Origin of the sequence: Chamaesiphon minutus PCC 6605 (assembly GCF_000317145.1) — a bacterium.
Classification (GTDB): domain Bacteria; phylum Cyanobacteriota; class Cyanobacteriia; order Cyanobacteriales; family Chamaesiphonaceae; genus Chamaesiphon; species Chamaesiphon minutus.
Map to the genome: position 1 here is coordinate 685,398 of NC_019697.1, position 16,132 is coordinate 701,529.

17 protein-coding genes are annotated in these 16,132 nt (G+C 45.9%); 7 read left to right on the plus strand and 10 right to left on the minus strand.

Annotation, left to right across the window (positions count from 1 at the left end):
• Positions 1–47 precede the first annotated feature (47 nt).
• Positions 48–956, minus strand: a complete 909-nt coding sequence (gene thrB, locus CHA6605_RS03200) for a homoserine kinase (RefSeq protein ID WP_015158108.1) — start codon at positions 954–956, stop codon at positions 48–50.
• A 417-nt stretch (positions 957–1,373) separates the two neighbouring features.
• Here thrB and hpf point away from each other — a divergent pair, with 417 nt between their 5' ends.
• The 3 genes from hpf to CHA6605_RS03215 all read left to right on the plus strand — a co-directional run bounded on the left by hpf (position 1,374) and on the right by CHA6605_RS03215 (position 6,032).
• On the plus strand, positions 1,374–2,015 hold the full coding sequence (gene hpf, locus CHA6605_RS03205; RefSeq protein ID WP_015158109.1) for a ribosome hibernation-promoting factor, HPF/YfiA family: 642 nt from the start codon (positions 1,374–1,376) through the stop codon (positions 2,013–2,015).
• Positions 2,016–2,269: 254 nt separating this feature from the next.
• Positions 2,270–4,522, plus strand: a complete 2,253-nt coding sequence (locus CHA6605_RS03210) for a transglycosylase domain-containing protein (protein WP_015158110.1) — start codon at positions 2,270–2,272, stop codon at positions 4,520–4,522.
• 118 nt (positions 4,523–4,640) lie between these two features.
• On the plus strand, positions 4,641–6,032 hold the full coding sequence (locus CHA6605_RS03215) for a serine/threonine protein kinase (RefSeq protein ID WP_015158111.1): 1,392 nt from the start codon (positions 4,641–4,643) through the stop codon (positions 6,030–6,032).
• Between the two features lie 14 nt (positions 6,033–6,046).
• Here CHA6605_RS03215 and CHA6605_RS03220 read toward each other — a convergent pair whose 3' ends face one another.
• The 6 genes from CHA6605_RS03220 to infC all read right to left on the minus strand — a co-directional run bounded on the left by CHA6605_RS03220 (position 6,047) and on the right by infC (position 11,558).
• Entirely contained in the window at positions 6,047–7,000 is a 954-nt protein-coding gene (locus CHA6605_RS03220; RefSeq protein WP_015158112.1) for an SGNH/GDSL hydrolase family protein, read from the minus strand.
• Between the two features lie 225 nt (positions 7,001–7,225).
• Positions 7,226–8,209, minus strand: coding sequence for a PEP-CTERM sorting domain-containing protein (locus tag CHA6605_RS03225; RefSeq protein WP_015158113.1), 984 nt, complete (start codon positions 8,207–8,209; stop codon positions 7,226–7,228).
• Positions 8,210–8,434: 225 nt separating this feature from the next.
• The gene (locus tag CHA6605_RS03230) at positions 8,435–8,755 is read right to left on the minus strand and encodes a ribulose bisphosphate carboxylase small subunit (RefSeq protein ID WP_015158114.1); all 321 of its coding nucleotides are present in this window, start codon (positions 8,753–8,755) and stop codon (positions 8,435–8,437) included.
• A gap of 58 nt (positions 8,756–8,813) precedes the next feature.
• Positions 8,814–9,194, minus strand: coding sequence for a RuBisCO chaperone RbcX (rcbX, locus tag CHA6605_RS03235; protein WP_015158115.1), 381 nt, complete (start codon positions 9,192–9,194; stop codon positions 8,814–8,816).
• A gap of 93 nt (positions 9,195–9,287) precedes the next feature.
• Positions 9,288–10,718 (minus strand): form I ribulose bisphosphate carboxylase large subunit, encoded by a 1,431-nt coding sequence (locus tag CHA6605_RS03240; protein ID WP_015158116.1) that lies wholly within the window; start codon positions 10,716–10,718, stop codon positions 9,288–9,290.
• A 294-nt stretch (positions 10,719–11,012) separates the two neighbouring features.
• Positions 11,013–11,558 (minus strand): translation initiation factor IF-3, encoded by a 546-nt coding sequence (infC, locus tag CHA6605_RS03245; RefSeq protein WP_315874934.1) that lies wholly within the window; start codon positions 11,556–11,558, stop codon positions 11,013–11,015.
• 164 nt (positions 11,559–11,722) lie between these two features.
• On the opposite strand from infC, the gene CHA6605_RS03250 reads away from it, so the two are divergent.
• Positions 11,723–12,808 carry an alpha/beta fold hydrolase gene (locus tag CHA6605_RS03250; RefSeq protein WP_232432172.1) on the plus strand — a complete coding sequence of 362 codons (1,086 nt, stop codon included), beginning with the start codon at positions 11,723–11,725 and terminating at the stop codon, positions 12,806–12,808.
• Between the two features lie 7 nt (positions 12,809–12,815).
• On the opposite strand, the gene CHA6605_RS03255 is transcribed toward CHA6605_RS03250, so the two are convergent.
• Positions 12,816–13,166 (minus strand): BON domain-containing protein, encoded by a 351-nt coding sequence (locus CHA6605_RS03255; RefSeq protein WP_041548656.1) that lies wholly within the window; start codon positions 13,164–13,166, stop codon positions 12,816–12,818.
• Positions 13,167–13,415: 249 nt separating this feature from the next.
• On the opposite strand from CHA6605_RS03255, the gene ilvN reads away from it, so the two are divergent.
• Positions 13,416–13,919 carry an acetolactate synthase small subunit gene (gene ilvN, locus CHA6605_RS03260; protein ID WP_015158120.1) on the plus strand — a complete coding sequence of 168 codons (504 nt, stop codon included), beginning with the start codon at positions 13,416–13,418 and terminating at the stop codon, positions 13,917–13,919.
• A gap of 412 nt (positions 13,920–14,331) precedes the next feature.
• Positions 14,332–15,231 carry a circadian clock protein KaiA gene (locus CHA6605_RS35365; RefSeq protein ID WP_015158121.1) on the plus strand — a complete coding sequence of 300 codons (900 nt, stop codon included), beginning with the start codon at positions 14,332–14,334 and terminating at the stop codon, positions 15,229–15,231.
• A gap of 4 nt (positions 15,232–15,235) precedes the next feature.
• Here CHA6605_RS35365 and CHA6605_RS03270 read toward each other — a convergent pair whose 3' ends face one another.
• Positions 15,236–15,439 carry a hypothetical protein gene (locus tag CHA6605_RS03270; protein ID WP_015158122.1) on the minus strand — a complete coding sequence of 68 codons (204 nt, stop codon included), beginning with the start codon at positions 15,437–15,439 and terminating at the stop codon, positions 15,236–15,238.
• Positions 15,440–15,499: 60 nt separating this feature from the next.
• Positions 15,500–15,637 carry a hypothetical protein gene (locus CHA6605_RS33550; protein ID WP_157259756.1) on the minus strand — a complete coding sequence of 46 codons (138 nt, stop codon included), beginning with the start codon at positions 15,635–15,637 and terminating at the stop codon, positions 15,500–15,502.
• A 103-nt stretch (positions 15,638–15,740) separates the two neighbouring features.
• Here CHA6605_RS33550 and kaiB point away from each other — a divergent pair, with 103 nt between their 5' ends.
• Complete coding sequence (gene kaiB, locus CHA6605_RS03275) at positions 15,741–16,055, plus strand: circadian clock protein KaiB (protein ID WP_015158124.1); 315 nt, start codon at positions 15,741–15,743, stop codon at positions 16,053–16,055.
• Positions 16,056–16,132: the final 77 nt, after the last annotated feature.

The window sequence follows — 16,132 nt, forward strand, 5'->3', positions numbered from 1 at the left end:
TCACAAGCGGCGGTTTTAACCGCTGTGAGTTTAGGTAGCAACTTGAGTTAACTACATACCGCTCCTTGCATATCTACTGGCAGCGGTTGAGCTTGGGCTTGAATGTTATGGGTTGCCCAGGCGTCGGTCATGGCTGTGGCTACTGCATCGGCTCGTTCTGCGGTCGTCAGGGCTAGTAATGTGGGGCCAGCACCACTAATGACCATGCCATAGCCGCCAGCGGCAACTACCGCGCGCTCCACGTCGGTGTAGCCAGGAATTAGCTGTTGACGGTAGGGTTGGTGGAGGCGATCGGCAAGTGCGGCACTGAGCCATTCGGGATTTCCGGTTTCTAGACCTCGCACCATCAAGCCCAGGTGGGCGGTATTAAAGATCGCGTCGGCGCGGCTGTAGTCAGTGGGTAGGACGCTTCTGGCTTCTGCTGTCGATAGTTCAAAATCGGGTATCGCTACTACAGGTACAACGCTATCGTGCCAAGGTATATCGGCGATCGCCCAACCGCTTGCTGCTGTGGCGGCTAATCGGCATCCGCCGATTAGTGCTGGTACTACATTATCAGGATGTCCTTCCATCTCGATCGCAAGCTGCATGATGTCGGCAAGCGAGAGCGGGTTTCCGGCTAAAGCATTGGCTCCGAGCAAGCCACCGACGATCGCGGTTGCCGAACTGCCCAATCCTCTGGCCAGGGGTACGCCTAGTTTGATTTCAAGCTGGATGACTGGGGGCGATCGATCTATTCTACTGTAGAGCTTGACAAAGGCTTGATAGGCGAGGTTGCTGGCATCGGTGTTAACTCTAGCGGCTTCCAATCCCCGGACGGCGATGACTAGACTCTCGGTGTCGATCGGTGTAAAGGCAAACTCGTTATACAGGCTTAAGGCGGCACCGATACAGTCAAATCCCGCCCCTAGGTTAGCGGTGGTAGCTGGAACGCGAACTGTGGCTGTAGTCATCATATGAGTAAATCGGGGAAGAAGTATGAATAGAGATTTTAGGGCTGTTGCAAACTATACCTAAAGATGACCGCTAAGTAGCGAGATGGTCTGCTATTTAACATTAATTATAAATAAGCCGGGATATGGTAAGAGATGTAAATGAATGTCACAGAATGCAAAGTATTTTGACTGGGAGATCGCACTAATGTTGCGACAATCGAATTAGATGCTACTGTATAGTTAGTCACAAATAAGGTGAGGTAGTTAAATTATCTACACGAGATAATCATTTACAAAAGCTGACGCCGAACTCTTAGGCAGTGTAATCGATCTAGTCAGCATGGTGAGTAAAATTCGCTACAGAGGAAACCGAAATTTCCACGATTTTTCTGCCGTTCTCAACATTAACTACAACATCATATCCAGTGGGAGATGCTTATGAAGCTTGTGCTCCAGAGTAAGAACATCGAAATTACCGATGCGATCCGCGACTATGTAAATCAAAAAATCGAAAAGGCTGTCAGTCATTTCGAGCAAATTACCACCGAAATAGATATCAATCTATCAGTTGCTAAAAACCCCCGAATTGCGGCAGCACAGGTAGCTGAAGTGACAATTTATGTCAATGGAGCAGTCATCCGCGCTGAAGAAGCTAGCGAACATTTATATGCAAGTATAGACCTAGTTGCCGATAAGATTTCTCGAAAGTTACGTAAGTATAAAGAACGTAATTTTACCAAAAAAGATCGCACAGAGGGATTGAAAGATATTGGTGAAGAGTTAGATTTAGAATTATTAGATTATAATCTTACCGACAATCGATCGGCGACATTACCAGCAGAAGTAGTGCGGACAAAATATTTTGCGCTATCGGCACTGACGATCGAAGAAGCAATGGCTCAATTGCAACTAGTAGATCATGATTTTTATGTATATCGGAGCGTCGAAACTGGCGAAGTTAATGTCGTTTATCGCCGAAATCATGGCGGTTTTGGTGTAATTCAACCACGCCCTGGTAGTAATGAAAAAAATGGATACGATCGCCCGGGTCGAATAGGGAATGCTAAAGAAGCAGTTTAATTGCATTGGAGTGCGCGCATCGCTGGCATCTGGCAATTGAAAGTAAGTCTTTAGGGATCGGTATATCGATCGGATTGAAGAGTAAAAGTCGGTAAATTGAGGATCTAAACTCAGCTATTTAACATTTCAGGAGGATCGTCGATCGATTCTCCTGAATTTTGCGTAGGTAGACATCGAGCTGGGTGGGCTAAAATAAACATAATAAATTGGGAAATTGTCCCTCGTTGCTAAATCCCTAACCCCCAGTCCCTTAAATGTCTTCTCAGCCTCCCAAAAAGACAATCCTGGCTCAACTTACTCAAGCCGTTGCGCGGACTAAAGTTAACTTTACCCGATTGGCTCTCAAGCCAAATGCCAGAGTTCCCAAACTGCTAGTCCAAGATGCAGACGCCCCGCAACCAGACATTTTTCCGTTATTAGGCGAAAAGTATGTATTGGGACGTAGCTCGCAATCTTGCGATATTGTCGTGCGTAATGAAGTTGTCAGCCAAGTTCACTTGTCATTGAGTCGAGATCGCAAAAAAGGTACGACCTTTTTACTTAAAGATGAAGGTTCGACTAATGGGATTTATCGGGGCAAAAAACGGGTCGATCGGATTACGCTTAGGGATGGTGACACATTTACCCTCGGCCCCCCAGAACTCAAAGCCGCAGTCAAAATTACTTATCTCGATCCGCCGCCTGTATACCTGAAGGTGTTGCGGTATGGCTTATATGGTACTGGCGGACTGTTGAGCCTAATTTTGTTAGGAGTACTGGCCGAATCCACCAAAATTGATGTCGATCCGCTCCCAGATGCCAATGGGCCAGTGATGGTATATGCGGAGGATATGGAAGAACCGCTGCGTCCGGCTAAAACGGGCGCGCATAAAGATCTGGCAAATGTCTCCGACTTCTCGCCCCATCTACCCAAAGCCCTGATTGCGTCCGAAGATAGTCGCTTTTATTGGCATTTTGGGATCGATCCGTGGGGTGTCGGGCGGGCGATTGTGGTGGGACGCCAAAAAGGTAAACTAACTCAGGGTGCGAGTACGCTAACTCAGCAGGTGGCGCGGAGTTTATTTCGATCGTATGTAGGCCGAGAGGACAATCTGGCCCGCAAAATGCGCGAAGCAGTAGTCGCGCTGAAATTGGAAGCCACATATAGTAAGGATAAAATTTTACTCACCTATCTCAATCGCGTCTTTTTGGGCGATGATGCCAACGGCTTTGAGGACGCATCCCAACATTATCTAGGCAAATCCGCTCGCGATTTGACCCTGCCAGAAGCAGCCATGTTAGTCGGGATTCTGCCGGGGCCGAATATGTTCAACCCTTGTATCGAAGATAAACAAGGACGCAAAGGCACTAAAGCGATCGAACGACGGAATTTGGTGTTGGGTAGAATGCTCGAAACAGGCGTCATTACCCAAGCTGAAGCGCGGGAAGCGCGTAGATCGACGCTAAATTATCGACAAGAAGCTTGCACCCCGACGACTAACACCAAGGCACCTTATGTCTATAGCTATGTCTTTCAGGAACTACAGGAAATTTTGGGCACTGAGACAGCCAAAGAAGGTAATTTCGCGATCGAAACCGGACTGGATCTAAATATGCAGGCCAAAGCCGAAGCCGCATTGCGGCGAAATGTGGCTAATGCTGGCGGTAGCTATCGGTTTTCGCAGGGTGGGATCGTGACCCTCGATAGTACTACTGGGATTGTCAAAGCGATGGTCGGCGGCATAGATTATCAGAAAAGTCAATTCAATCGTGCCGTCCTCGCCCAACGCCAGCCCGGATCGACATTTAAACTCTTTGGCTATGCCGCCGCTATCGCTGGGGGAATCTCGCCGGGAAAGACCTATTCCTGCGACCCGCTCTCCTGGGGGGGTAGAAGATTTCCGGCTTGCAATCACGGGGCGGCAGGTGCGGTAAATATGTATACGGGGTTTACCCTGTCCGAAAATCCGATCGCGCTCAGAGTCGCCCGCGATATCGGCTTGCCCAAAGTCATCGAAACCGCCCAAAAAATGGGGATTAAATCGAAACTAGACGAGGTACCCGCACTCGTGCTGGGACAGAGCGTGGTCAATGTGCTAGAGATTACTGGAGCTTATAATGCTGTTGCCGATCGTGGCATCTGGCGCAGACCGCGCGTCATCAAGCGCGTATACGATACAAGTAATTGCGATCTCAAGCAAATTCGCAGTTGTCGGGTGATGTACGACGCAACTAAGGATATCCAATCGCAACGCGTATTATCTGCTGAGGTTGCCGATACCCTAACGACGATGATGCGCAGCGTCGTCACTAGTGGTACTGGCAAAAATGCCGCGATCGGATTAGGGGAAGCCGGAAAAACCGGGACTACAGATGATAACGTGGATCTGTGGTTTATCGGCTTTATTCCCGATAAAAAGGTGACTACTGGCGTGTGGTTGGGTAATGATGATAATTCACCCACTAAAGGTAGTAGCGCGCAAGCCGCTCAGTTATGGGGTAATTATATGGGTTCGGTATATAAATAATTTAGTCTCGTTGTTGCATATTCTCGATCGATCGTCCCAATCAAGATATTAAATCTAGTTGCGATCGTTAGTGTCGCCGCGCTAGTGAAACATCTAAATACCCAATATTTAGTCACCGATGGAACTAATCACAAATCGAGTTTTGGGAGATCGATATCAAATTGAATCTTTAATCGGTCGTCAGACTGGGAGAAGAACGTTTTTGGCGCGAGATTTGCACACACAACAAGCTGTTATCCTCAAGTTGCTCTTATTTGGTGTAGATTTCACTTGGGACGATCTAAAACTGTTCGAGCGCGAGGCGGAAGTGCTCAAATCGCTCGATCTTCCCGCCATCCCCAAATATCTCGACTGGTTTGATGTCGATACCGAACTCGGCAAAGGCTTTGTGCTGGTGCAAACTTATATCGAAGCCAAATCTCTACAAAATTGGCTCGAAGCCGGACGGACTTTTAGTGAAGAAGAACTAATTGCGATCGCCAAGCAGCTACTCGCCATCCTCGATTATCTGCACAATCGTCAACCCGCAGTCATTCATCGAGATATCAAACCTAGTAATATTTTACTTGGAGATAGAAGCGGCAACAGCCCAGGACAAGTCTATCTAGTTGATTTTGGCTCTGTCCGAACAGCTACAAATGGCAGCACCATTACCGTCGTCGGTACTTATGGCTACATGCCACCCGAACAGTTTGGTGGTTATACCACACCCGCATCCGATCTTTATGCCCTCGGTGCCACCATCATCTGTCTGGCTACCGGACTACATCCTAGTGAATTGCTTCAAAAGGATCTGCAAATTGATTTTGTCGAGCGAGTCAATCTCTCTGCTGGCATGATTAACTGGCTTAAATCCATGACAGAATGCCGTGTAGATTTACGGCTACAATCGGCTACACAGGCTTTAATTGCTCTCAACGATTCAAATCGAGATACTGTGCTCGCGATCGATCGTCAGCCTTTTGGCAGCAAAATCAAATCGAACATCACCGATCGAGTATTTGAAATCTCGCTCCCACCAAAAGGTTTCTCGCTTGGCATAATACCAATGCTTGGCGTCGCAGTCTTTTGGAATGGCATCACCTCCGTGTTTGTTTTTGCTAGTTTAGTAACTTTTATTAGTGGGGGATGGATGATGCTCTTTTTTATGATTCCTTTTGTGTGGGTTGGTGCCGCCTTAATTTGGGGAATTATTTTCGAGCTATTCGGCACCCATAAACTACGGATTGACGGATCGAAAATTTCGCTATTTTCAGTAATATTGGGATTGAAATGTATGGCATCGACTGCACCCCGACATTATCTCGATCGCGTCGAACTCGTCCCGCTTACTTATGCCAAGGATGGTGATGGCAATCTAGTTACAGTACCACCATATCTCAATATTTGGGCAGGAAATCAGCAATTTTGTCTGGACAAATTCAACTTAACTCAACCAGAACGAGAATGGTTAATTCACGAATTAACAGATTGGCTCGATCTGGGCAATCGAATCCAGCTACACACTTAATATATCGATCGATGTTAATTAGTTTCTATCAGTTCGTTCTCTTTTAAATCTGCTGGTTGGAGTTTGCGTTTGAACGCGATCGACGAACCCAAAATGGATAGCCAAACCGTTAGCCTTGTCGGTGGGGGGACAGTAGGAACTGAGACAGCCTGAAATGCCAAATCGCCAACGATCTTATGTCCGGCTGTCGTCGGATGAATACTATCCCAAAATAAATATGTATTAGGCGTTTTACAGCCAACCGAAAAGCAGCCATCTGTGACATTATCAAATCCATAACCACGCGGGTCGCTTATCGCCTGACTAAATGCAGTATTAACATCCACCAAAATTAATTTTACCCCAGAGTTTGTTTGTCTTAACGTATCGATACTTGCCGCTAAACCAGCGTTATGTGCTTGCGTTAACAAATTTAGTTGTGAAGCCGCAGGCTGATTGCGGGTACTAGGTAGCGTGCCGAGATTGGGGAGATTTACAACCAAGATATTTTTAGCACCACGAGCAATGAGAATCCCCATCTCGCGGTTCAAATTAGCGAGCGTGACTTTGGGATCTGGTATACTTGCTGGCGTGGCTCGCAAATAATCATTAGCTCCACCCCAAATTACATATAGTGCCTTGGGGTCGCTAATTGGATTATTTTTCACCTGTTGAGAGATTCCCTGCAAGTTAGGAATATAATCTTGACCGACGTTAGTCGTGCCAGTTGTCGCGCCCCCCTCAGCAAAAATTTGACGGCGATCGATCCCGATGCCTAATCTATCTGCGAGGTATTCAATCCAGAGTTTGCCGTTAGAAAACCGTCCCTGACTTTTGTATGGCGCGATCGCCCCTTTCGCTGCGGCATTGCCGACATCTGAGAGACTATCCCCGTACACGACTATTTGGCTGAAAGTTGCCGCGATCGCGCGAACTGGCATAAGGCTGTAACCCAGAAGTAACCCACCAACGATTAAAAATATTTTCATCTGGCTGTCTGGCTCGCGATTATCGGAGTATTTAGGCGACAAGTTGCAGCCGCATCATAGTTCGATTGTATCTATTCCAATCTTCGCTATTCATCGGTACGATCTGAGAAGATGTTTGTTAAATATTTAACAATCATAGTGAAGTTTTCCACTGACGCGCGATCGATAACAGAAGGGGCAATCGATCGACTACTCCTCCTGTTTGAAGATAGAATTTGGAGAATTTTAGTTACTCTCTACCAGTTCTTTTGCTGTTACATCTGCTGGTTTGAGTTTGCGCTTGAAGGCGATCGCCGAGCCAAAAGCCATCAACGAACCTACTACAGTCATCGGTTCGGGCACAGCCGTAGGCGATACGGTATTAAATGCCAAATCGCCAATTAGCTTATGTGTGGCTGTTGTTGGATGAATATCATCCCAAAACAGATTAGTATTTGGATTGGTACAGAGCGAACTAATTGTAATACATTGAGTCGTCACATCGGTAAATCCAAAACTGCTTGGACTGGCAACAACGTCGTCGAACAAAGAGTTAACATTCAATAAGTTTAATGTTACAGTCGGATTAGCTAAACTTAAATTAGAAATAGCCGTCGCCAAGCCAGCATTATGCGCTGCGGTTAAATTATTCAAACCGACTGCCACGGCACCAAGATTTCGGGTACTGGGTAGCGCACCTAAATTTGGTAAATTTGGAATTAAAATATTAGTGGCTCCGCGCCCGATTAAAGTATTAATTTCACCAGTCAAATTAGCGATAGTTTGGATGGGATTTGCGGGATCGGCTGGAGTTGAAGATAAGTAATCATTAGCTCCCCCCCAAATGACATAAAGTGCCGCAGGATCGTTAATAGCATTATCTGTTACTTGTGTCTGGATGCCAATGAAGCCAGGTGCAGGTTGCCCAATATTGATTGTACTAGTTTTAGCACCACCGATCGCAAAATTAGTACTAGGAGTAGAAGGAATACCTAATCTAGCGGCTAGATACTCGACCCAAATTGGCCCATTAGAAAATCTGCCACCTCCATTGGTATAAGCTGGAAATTGCGATCCAGGCGGAAAAGCACTTGTTGCAGCAGCGGCTCGCCCAAGATCGGAAAGACTATCTCCGTAAACAACTAATTGACTGAATGTAGCCGCGATCGCCTTGACTGGAGCTAGAGTAGAGGCAATAATTAGCCCACCAACAATTAAAAATCTTTTCATGTGGTTTTCTGGGTAAAGATTACAAGCGTATCCTACGACAAGATGTATCGCAATTATAGCCTAATAGTACCCAGTTCTCTCTGTGCTATTGCTCAGTAAGCTTACAATTTTCTTTGTAAAATTTCTCACCAGCTCAATAAAAAAGAGAGCAGAAAATTAATTCTCTGCTCTCTTAAGTAATATTAGTTCCAAAAAGTTAGAACTACAGGTAGCTGAATCGCTCGACTATGGCTTGTGAACGATAAAGCTCAAAACTTGACACTGTTTGATGTTGTCAAAACCAACAACCCGAACGAAACAATGACCGTATTCACTACGGCAAGCACGCACTTCAGCTAAAATTTCGTTAGTAGTAGTAGCGTTGAATAAAGGTAACTTCCAAAGTGTCCAGTAGTGCTGGGTAGGCTCTGAATCTTGGCTGAACTCAACACCAGGAATATAGCCTTGATCGAGCATATATTGCAGTTGTTTAGCAATTTGAGCATCGCTCAATGGTGGCAAGTAGGAAAAAGTCTCAAAGCGACGGGCGAAAGGTAAAGTTTGCATTTCTATTTGCTCTACGGCTAAATATGTTGAGATGAGAGGATGTCTTTACAACTTTTAGTTATTCAGACGATGATTCGATCGGGCTACTTGGTTCGGTAATGGATAGCTGCGAGAGCTTCTCTAGCTGCTGCTTGCGATACTGGCTATTTTTGAGTTTGATGTCATGAAATACCATTTCTGGCAGATCTTCCATGATGTCTTCGACCAAATGTTCTCTTACAGTCATAATCCTGAAGGCTAACTCCTGGTTTTGCGCCAAGAGTGCGTGCAAATAGACTTCGCCATCTTGGAGAATTTGTTGACCGGAAAAACCGCGCAGCCACAGTGCTAAAGGCGGATTCATTTCAGTCAATTCGGCCAGAACGCTCTGCACTGCTTGATAAGTCAAGTAGCTAGAGATAACTTTAGTCGTAGCTTTGGCAACTTGTTTGCGATCCATTACCGAAAAGTGAAGAGATTATAAATAGTGTTTAGCTAACTGTACTTACTACTAATTCGCTATCAACTATCAACTATCAACTATCAACTACTTCTACAGAGTATCCATTGCTTCAAATTCAAACTTGATCTCTTTCCAGAGTTCGAGTGCAACAGCTAGCTCAGGAGACCATTTACCAGCTTCACGGAGGACATCGCCACCTTCACGCATCAGGTTACGACCTTCGTTCCGAGCTTGAATACAAGCTTCAAGTGCGACGCGGTTAGCTGTGGCACCAGGAGCATTACCCCATGGGTGTCCAGCAGTACCACCACCAAATTGGAGGCAAGAGTCATCGCCGAAGATTTCTACCAATGCAGGCATGTGCCAAACGTGGATACCACCAGAAGCAACTGGGAATACACCAGGCATGGAAGCCCAATCTTGGGTGAAGAAAATACCGCGAGAGCGATCTTCTTCGATGTAGTTTTCACGCATTAGGTCTACAAAACCCATGGTGATACCTTTTTCGCCTTCGAGTTTACCTACAACAGTACCGGAGTGAAGGTGATCCCCACCAGACATCCGCAAGCATTTAGCCAAAACGCGGAAGTGGATACCATGATTTTTTTGACGATCGATTACTGCGTGCATTGCGCGGTGAATGTGCAGGAGGATGCCGTTAGCTTGACACCACTTCGCCAAGGAAGTGTTGGCAGTAAAACCACCAGTCAAGAAGTCATGCATGATGATGGGCGTGCCAATTTCTTTAGCGAATTGAGCGCGTTCCATCATTTGCTCGTTAGTTGGCGCGGTCACGTTGAGGTAGTGACCTTTGATTTCGCCAGTTTCTGCTTGTGCTTTTTCGATAGCTTCTTGAACGAACAAGAATCTGTCGCGCCAACGCATGAAGGGTTGAGAGTTGATGTTTTCGTCGTCTTTGGTTAAATCTAGACCGCCACGGAGAACTTCATATACCGCCCGACCATAGTTTTTAGCAGATAGACCGAGTTTGGGTTTGATCGTACAACCCAACAACGGACGACCATATTTATTTAATTTATCGCGCTCGACGGTGATCCCGTGAGGAGGCCCTTGGAAGGTCTTAAGATAAGCAACAGGAATACGTAAGTCTTCTAAACGTAATGCACGTAGGGCTTTGAAACCAAATACGTTACCTACTAATGAGGTAAGCATGTTGGTGACAGAACCTTCTTCAAATAAATCTAAAGGATAGGCAATAAAGCAAAAATATTGATTGTCTTCACCTTGAACTGGTTCGATGTGATAACAACGACCTTTGTACCGATCGAGATCGGTAAGCAAGTCAGTCCAAACAGTGGTCCAGGTACCTGTGGAAGACTCAGCGGCTACAGCAGCAGCAGCTTCTTCTGCGGGAACTCCAGGTTGGGGAGTCATCCGAAAAGCTGCGAGTAAGTCTGTATCTTTGGGAGTATAGTCGGGAGTGTAGTAAGTTAAACGATAGTCTTGTACACCAGCCTTATACCCAGATTTCGCCTGAGTTTGAGTTTGCGCGTAAGCCATAAATTTCCTAACCTTCAGGAACCAGTTGACGTTTCTTGTTAAAACTAACTATATCAGCAAGTGTATAAGTTTTGGTTTCGATCTTTTGACGATCGTGATAAGAGTCTTTTATATGTGTACCATCGAGAGGGATCTATACAACCGTAACGGTTATGGCACCTAAAAAAGGCAGCTAGATACTGAGTCTAACTGCCTGAAATCAGGAATTGTAAAATATTATTTCTTGTTAACCTACCGTAATACTCTAAGCGTACTTCAGCCGATCGACTTTCACCCATCGAGTAAAGCCAGGATCTAGCCAGCTTTTTTCGGAGACAGGATCATCATCATATTCCGACCCTCTTTTTTGGGGAATTGCTGAACTTCGGCAATTTCCTTCAGGTCGTCGGCCATACGTTTGAGCACTTTTTCGGCGAGATCGCTATGTTGGATCTCCCGACCGCGAAAAGTAATAGTTGCTTTGACTTTATCGCCAGCTTTAATAAATCGATCGGCTTGACTAACTCGTACTTGGTAGTCATGTTCCTCGATCGTGTAGCGCATTTTGACTTCTTTGAGTTCGGAAGTATGTTGCTTCTTCTTCGCTTCTCTTGCTTTCTTTTCTAGTTCAAACTTATACTTCCCGTAGTCCATAATCCGGCACACGGGTGGGTCGGCCTTGTCACTGACGAGAACTAAATCTAGTCCGTTTTCATCCGCTATCTCTTGCGCCTCTCTGGGCGTGAGAATTCCGAGCTGTTCGCCGTCGGTACCAATAACGCGAATCTGCGGGAAGCGAATGCGTTCGTTGATTTGAGGAAGATCGCGGGTGCGTCTTTTTTCGATGATGGGTGATTTAATAGGAATGGGAGGTTCTGGTGGGTAAGTGGTATGGTTATCCTCAATTACAGCTCGCTGTAAAATCGGTCTAAACTAAGATATCTAGCAATATTTAGCTTATACAACTATTTTACCCAGATTCTTTATATTGGGAGCATAAGTTTAATATTTTTTAAGCTTAATTTTTGTCTTTTTTACCAGATTGGCGATCGATGGGCACCAGAGGAGAGAGTATGTTGCGGACTTGGCATCAAAAGGTCGGAAATCAGCGCGATTGGGTGTGGCGGGGTTGGCAAACTCGGTACACTTACCAGCGATGTAGTACGGCGGCGAGTAGTGCGCCCCCAGTGCTATTACTACATGGCTTTGGTGCGTCGATCGGTCATTGGCAACACAATCTCGAATTTTTGGCCGCCGAACATACCGTGTATGGATTGGATCTCGTCGGTTGGGGTGGCTCGCGCAAGCCGAATATCGAGTACGATATCGACTTATGGGCCGATCAGGTGTATGACTTTTGGCAAACTTTTATCGGTCGTCCGTTAATTTTGGTTGGTAACTCGATCGGTTCGTTAGTGGCTTTGGTAGCTGCGGCCAAGCATCCAGAAATGGCGGCGACGCTGGTAATGGTGAGTTTGCCAGATTTGTCGGCAGAACAGGAATTGATTCCACGATCGCTTCAACCTTTGGTTAATGGCGTCAAGAAAGTTATCCTCAATCCGCCGCTCCTCCATGCCTTATTTCGGGTAGTGAGTCGGCCTAACGTGGCGCGGAAATGGGCTAAGATTGCCTATGCCAATCCCGAGCGTGTCACGGATGAATTACTCGATCTGTTTCTGACCCCAGCACTCGAACGCGAGGCTCCAGCGGCTTTTGTGCGAATTATGCAAGGGATGACCAGTAGTAAGTTTTCGCCCAATATTCGGAAGTTGTTGCCGCAAATGCAGATACCGATGTTATTGCTGTGGGGTAGTGACGATCGGATGATCCCACAGGGAACGGCGGCAATCTTGCTTAAATTGAATCCGCTACTAGAATTGGTAAATCTTGAAGCCGCCGGACATTGCGCCCACGATGAGATTCCGGAGGTAGTTAATTGTCAGATTCGCACTTGGCTAGACTCGCTGGCAACGAAACAATTTCGCTCTGCTAGTACGGCGGCTGAGACTATAGCCGCAGCGGTAGAGTCTGGCGCAGATCTGAGTTGGCAAACGCTAGATCGGCCTGAGAGTCTACCACCAGTGGCTGAAAGCGGCTACAGGATGGAGTGAAAATGGTTTAACCCACTGTTACTTGGTCGATGTTGACATCGCTAGCTCCAGAGACACCACTAGCCAGCTCGACCATTTTATCGAGAATATCTTGGCTGGGGACGGAACCTTTGAGTACAACACTGCTGCCAGTTTGAGCCACCCAGAGCGTATCGACATCAGTGACGGATGCGTCTTCATCAAAAGCGATGGCGACTCGTTTGGCTAGACCGCTTTGGTCGTATTCACCATTAACTCCCATCCGCTCTGGAGCTACTTCTCCACCTGTTTCTGGATCGGTAGCGTCAGCAGCAGGAGCTGGATTGACTTCAGCATTTGCTGGCTTTTCCATTCCAAATAATTTTTTGAAGAAACCCACGATCGTAATACTCCCTATAAAAACATAAACCCTATCCATTATGCGGGGTATTTACAGTCAAATCCGCAGATGACTACATTTTTTTTAAGATTGTGACAATCGAGAATTGTGGGACAATATAACGCGATAGTTAGGTGTTAGGCTTTAGGCTTTAGGCTTGGGGTGTTAGAAAGAAAGACATATAGTAGTTACCGACCTAATACCTAACACCTAACACCTAATACCTAACACCTCATACCTAAGTTTGCGATGAAACATACTCTATCTGTGTTGGTTGAAGATGAAGCTGGAGTGCTGACCCGGATTGCGGGATTATTTGCCCGGAGGGGCTTTAATATCGAAAGTCTGGCGGTTGGGCCTGCGGAGCAAGAAGGTCGCTCGCGGGTGACAATGGTAATTAATGGGGACGATCGCGCGATCGAGCAACTGACGAAGCAGCTCTATAAGCTGGTGAATATTTTTAAGGTACTAGATATTACCGATGTGCCTTGCGTAGAGCGCGAATTGATGCTGCTTAAAGTTAATGCAACTAGCACGCATCGATCGGAAATTATCGAACTGGCACATATCTTTCGGGCGCGAGTGGTCGATGTAGCTGAAGATGCGCTGACGTTGGAAGTCGTCGGCGATCCGGGTAAGATTGTCGCGATCGTCCAAGTTTTACAGAAATTTGGAATCAAGGAAATCGCCCGTACTGGTAAAGTTGCCCTCGCCAGAGAATCGAAGGTGAATACTGAGTCTTTGAAGTTGTAATTTTGGGGAGTTGGGAGAGGGGGAGAGTGGGAGAGTGGGAGATTGGGAGATTGGGATGAGATTTTCAATCCGCAATCCGCAATCCGCAATCCGCAATCCAAAATTCATTACCCATTACCCATCCACCCATCCACCCATACTGGATCTTGTCGCGATCGATAGCCAATTGTCACAATTTTTAGAAATGAGGCTACTGTTTGTGGAATCTCGGTGCTATGATTGTGAAATAAACATTAAGTTTATCTGGGTTGGGATTTTGGTAAATGTTAGTGCTGTTGTATTATCTACCAGGTCGCGAACCGATCGAAGTATCTAAACTTTGCTAACTAGAAGAGACTCTATGGTTAATTGCTAGTACTTCGATCGATATGATGTAGCTAGTTGTTAGCACCCTTAGCGAGTGTAAATTATTTTGTCTGGTTCTCTCACAATTGCAGTTTTGGCTGACTCTGCGGATTTATTTGCGCTGTTGGGTCAAAATTTAAGTGTCGAGCGTTACGCGGTCAAGTATTTCACCGATCGAGCAGAATTTTTAGATTACGTCGAACGGGTAAAATACGAGCTAGATTGCTTGGTTTTTTACTCGGAACACCAACTTCTCCCGGCCATCGAGGCTCTGTACGTGCGGGGACTGATTTTGCCTGTAGTTATCGTACATCGATTGAGTCCAGACAATTTACCAAGCCACGAGCCGCTGGCGGTTGCCAATTCGTCTGCCTCTAGCAGTTATATTTACCAGCCATCAGAAGTAACTTTAGCAGTTACCCAGATGTCCGAGATGGGTATCGCTATTGATAAAGCAATTGCCAAGTTTTTGAATCTCACGCCCATTCCCTCAGCTACTCGTCAAGAGCGACCTGCAAAGGTTGAGACTCAACAGCATATCCCCGAACCAAACTTTTTGCGCCAACAGCAAAGCCGCTTGTCGCAGAAACTTACCGAACGCTTGGGATATCTGGCAGTGTACTACAGACGCAATCCAAGCCAATTTTTCCGCCATCTCGATCGCCGTCAGAAGCAAGAGCTACTCGACGCATTAAAATTACAGTATCGCCACATCGTCCTCGAATATTTTGCCGACAGTACGCAGATCGATCTCCAGATCGATGAATTCGTTAGTGCTGTTTTCTTTAGAGATCTTGCCGTGTCGGAAATTGTCAAGATTCACATGGAATTGATGGAAGAATTCTCAGACCAGTTAAAATTGGAAGGACGTAGCGAGGAAATTTTGCTAGATTACCGCCTGACGCTAATTGACATTATTGCCCATCTGTGCGAGATGTATCGTCGCTCGATCCCGCGCGAGATGTAGTAACTTAAAGTTGCTTGTTTGAGTTCTCAGTGGGAATGTGAATGTATGGATATTCTAGCTGCGTAATCGCTCCCATCGTAGCTGGAGCCAACCAAGAACATCCTCCGGTGGTATAGTCCACACTTCGACTCACTTCTCCTCGCCAAGAGGCTACCCCAACGATTTCGCTGACGTGCGAGTCACGAAATTTGTCAGCCCATCCACTCATCGCTAAAATTTTGAGCCACAGTTGCCGATCGATGCAATCATTGTGATGGCTGATAATTAATCATGCTTTGGTAGAGAGGTACCGATGCCAGAGCCGATTGATGCGGTAGAGATCGACTTCAACTTTAGCCTCACTGCGATTTACACTGCTATTCATCCTCAGCCATCCCCCAATTTTGGATCGGTTACTATCTGTCATAGCTATCGATTCACCTCCAGCTCTACACCAATACGATGCAATCTCAAGCTTCAAATAGTCCAATTTGATTTTTACAGCCGATCCTTTAATATAGTTTCAATTTATGACTCCACTAATGAAAACTTATGTTTTGAAGCTTTATGTAGCGGGAAATACGCCTAATTCAGTCAGAGCACTGCGAACTCTAAAGAATATATTAGAAGAGGAGTTTAAAGGCGTATATGCGCTTAAAGTAATTGATGTATTAAAAAATCCCCAACTAGCAGAAGAGGATAAGATTCTGGCAACACCCACACTATCAAAAGTTCTACCGCCACCAGTACGGAAAATTATTGGCGATTTATCCGATCGCGAAAAAGTATTAATTGGCTTGGATCTGCTCTATGAAGAACTATCCGAGCGAGACGGAGATTTTTAGCTCGTTCTAGTCCGATCGTCGAGTGCGGCTCATTAATTTATTAAGTTGAATCAGTTGTTTAGTTAGAAAATTTTCCA

Excerpts from the sequence above, each read along its gene's own strand:
- thrB (WP_015158108.1), bottom strand. The coding sequence starts at position 956 with ATGATGACTACAGCCACAGTTCGCGTTCCAGCTACCACCGCTAACCTA.
- hpf (WP_015158109.1), top strand. The coding sequence starts at position 1,374 with ATGAAGCTTGTGCTCCAGAGTAAGAACATCGAAATTACCGATGCGATC.
- CHA6605_RS03210 (WP_015158110.1), top strand. The coding sequence starts at position 2,270 with ATGTCTTCTCAGCCTCCCAAAAAGACAATCCTGGCTCAACTTACTCAA.
- CHA6605_RS03215 (WP_015158111.1), top strand. The coding sequence starts at position 4,641 with ATGGAACTAATCACAAATCGAGTTTTGGGAGATCGATATCAAATTGAA.
- CHA6605_RS03220 (WP_015158112.1), bottom strand. The coding sequence starts at position 7,000 with ATGAAAATATTTTTAATCGTTGGTGGGTTACTTCTGGGTTACAGCCTT.
- CHA6605_RS03225 (WP_015158113.1), bottom strand. The coding sequence starts at position 8,209 with ATGAAAAGATTTTTAATTGTTGGTGGGCTAATTATTGCCTCTACTCTA.
- CHA6605_RS03230 (WP_015158114.1), bottom strand. The coding sequence starts at position 8,755 with ATGCAAACTTTACCTTTCGCCCGTCGCTTTGAGACTTTTTCCTACTTG.
- rcbX (WP_015158115.1), bottom strand. The coding sequence starts at position 9,194 with ATGGATCGCAAACAAGTTGCCAAAGCTACGACTAAAGTTATCTCTAGC.
- CHA6605_RS03240 (WP_015158116.1), bottom strand. The coding sequence starts at position 10,718 with ATGGCTTACGCGCAAACTCAAACTCAGGCGAAATCTGGGTATAAGGCT.
- ilvN (WP_015158120.1), top strand. The coding sequence starts at position 13,416 with ATGAAACATACTCTATCTGTGTTGGTTGAAGATGAAGCTGGAGTGCTG.
- CHA6605_RS03270 (WP_015158122.1), bottom strand. The coding sequence starts at position 15,439 with ATGAGTGGATGGGCTGACAAATTTCGTGACTCGCACGTCAGCGAAATC.
- CHA6605_RS33550 (WP_157259756.1), bottom strand. The coding sequence starts at position 15,637 with ATGACAGATAGTAACCGATCCAAAATTGGGGGATGGCTGAGGATGAAT.
- kaiB (WP_015158124.1), top strand. The coding sequence starts at position 15,741 with ATGACTCCACTAATGAAAACTTATGTTTTGAAGCTTTATGTAGCGGGA.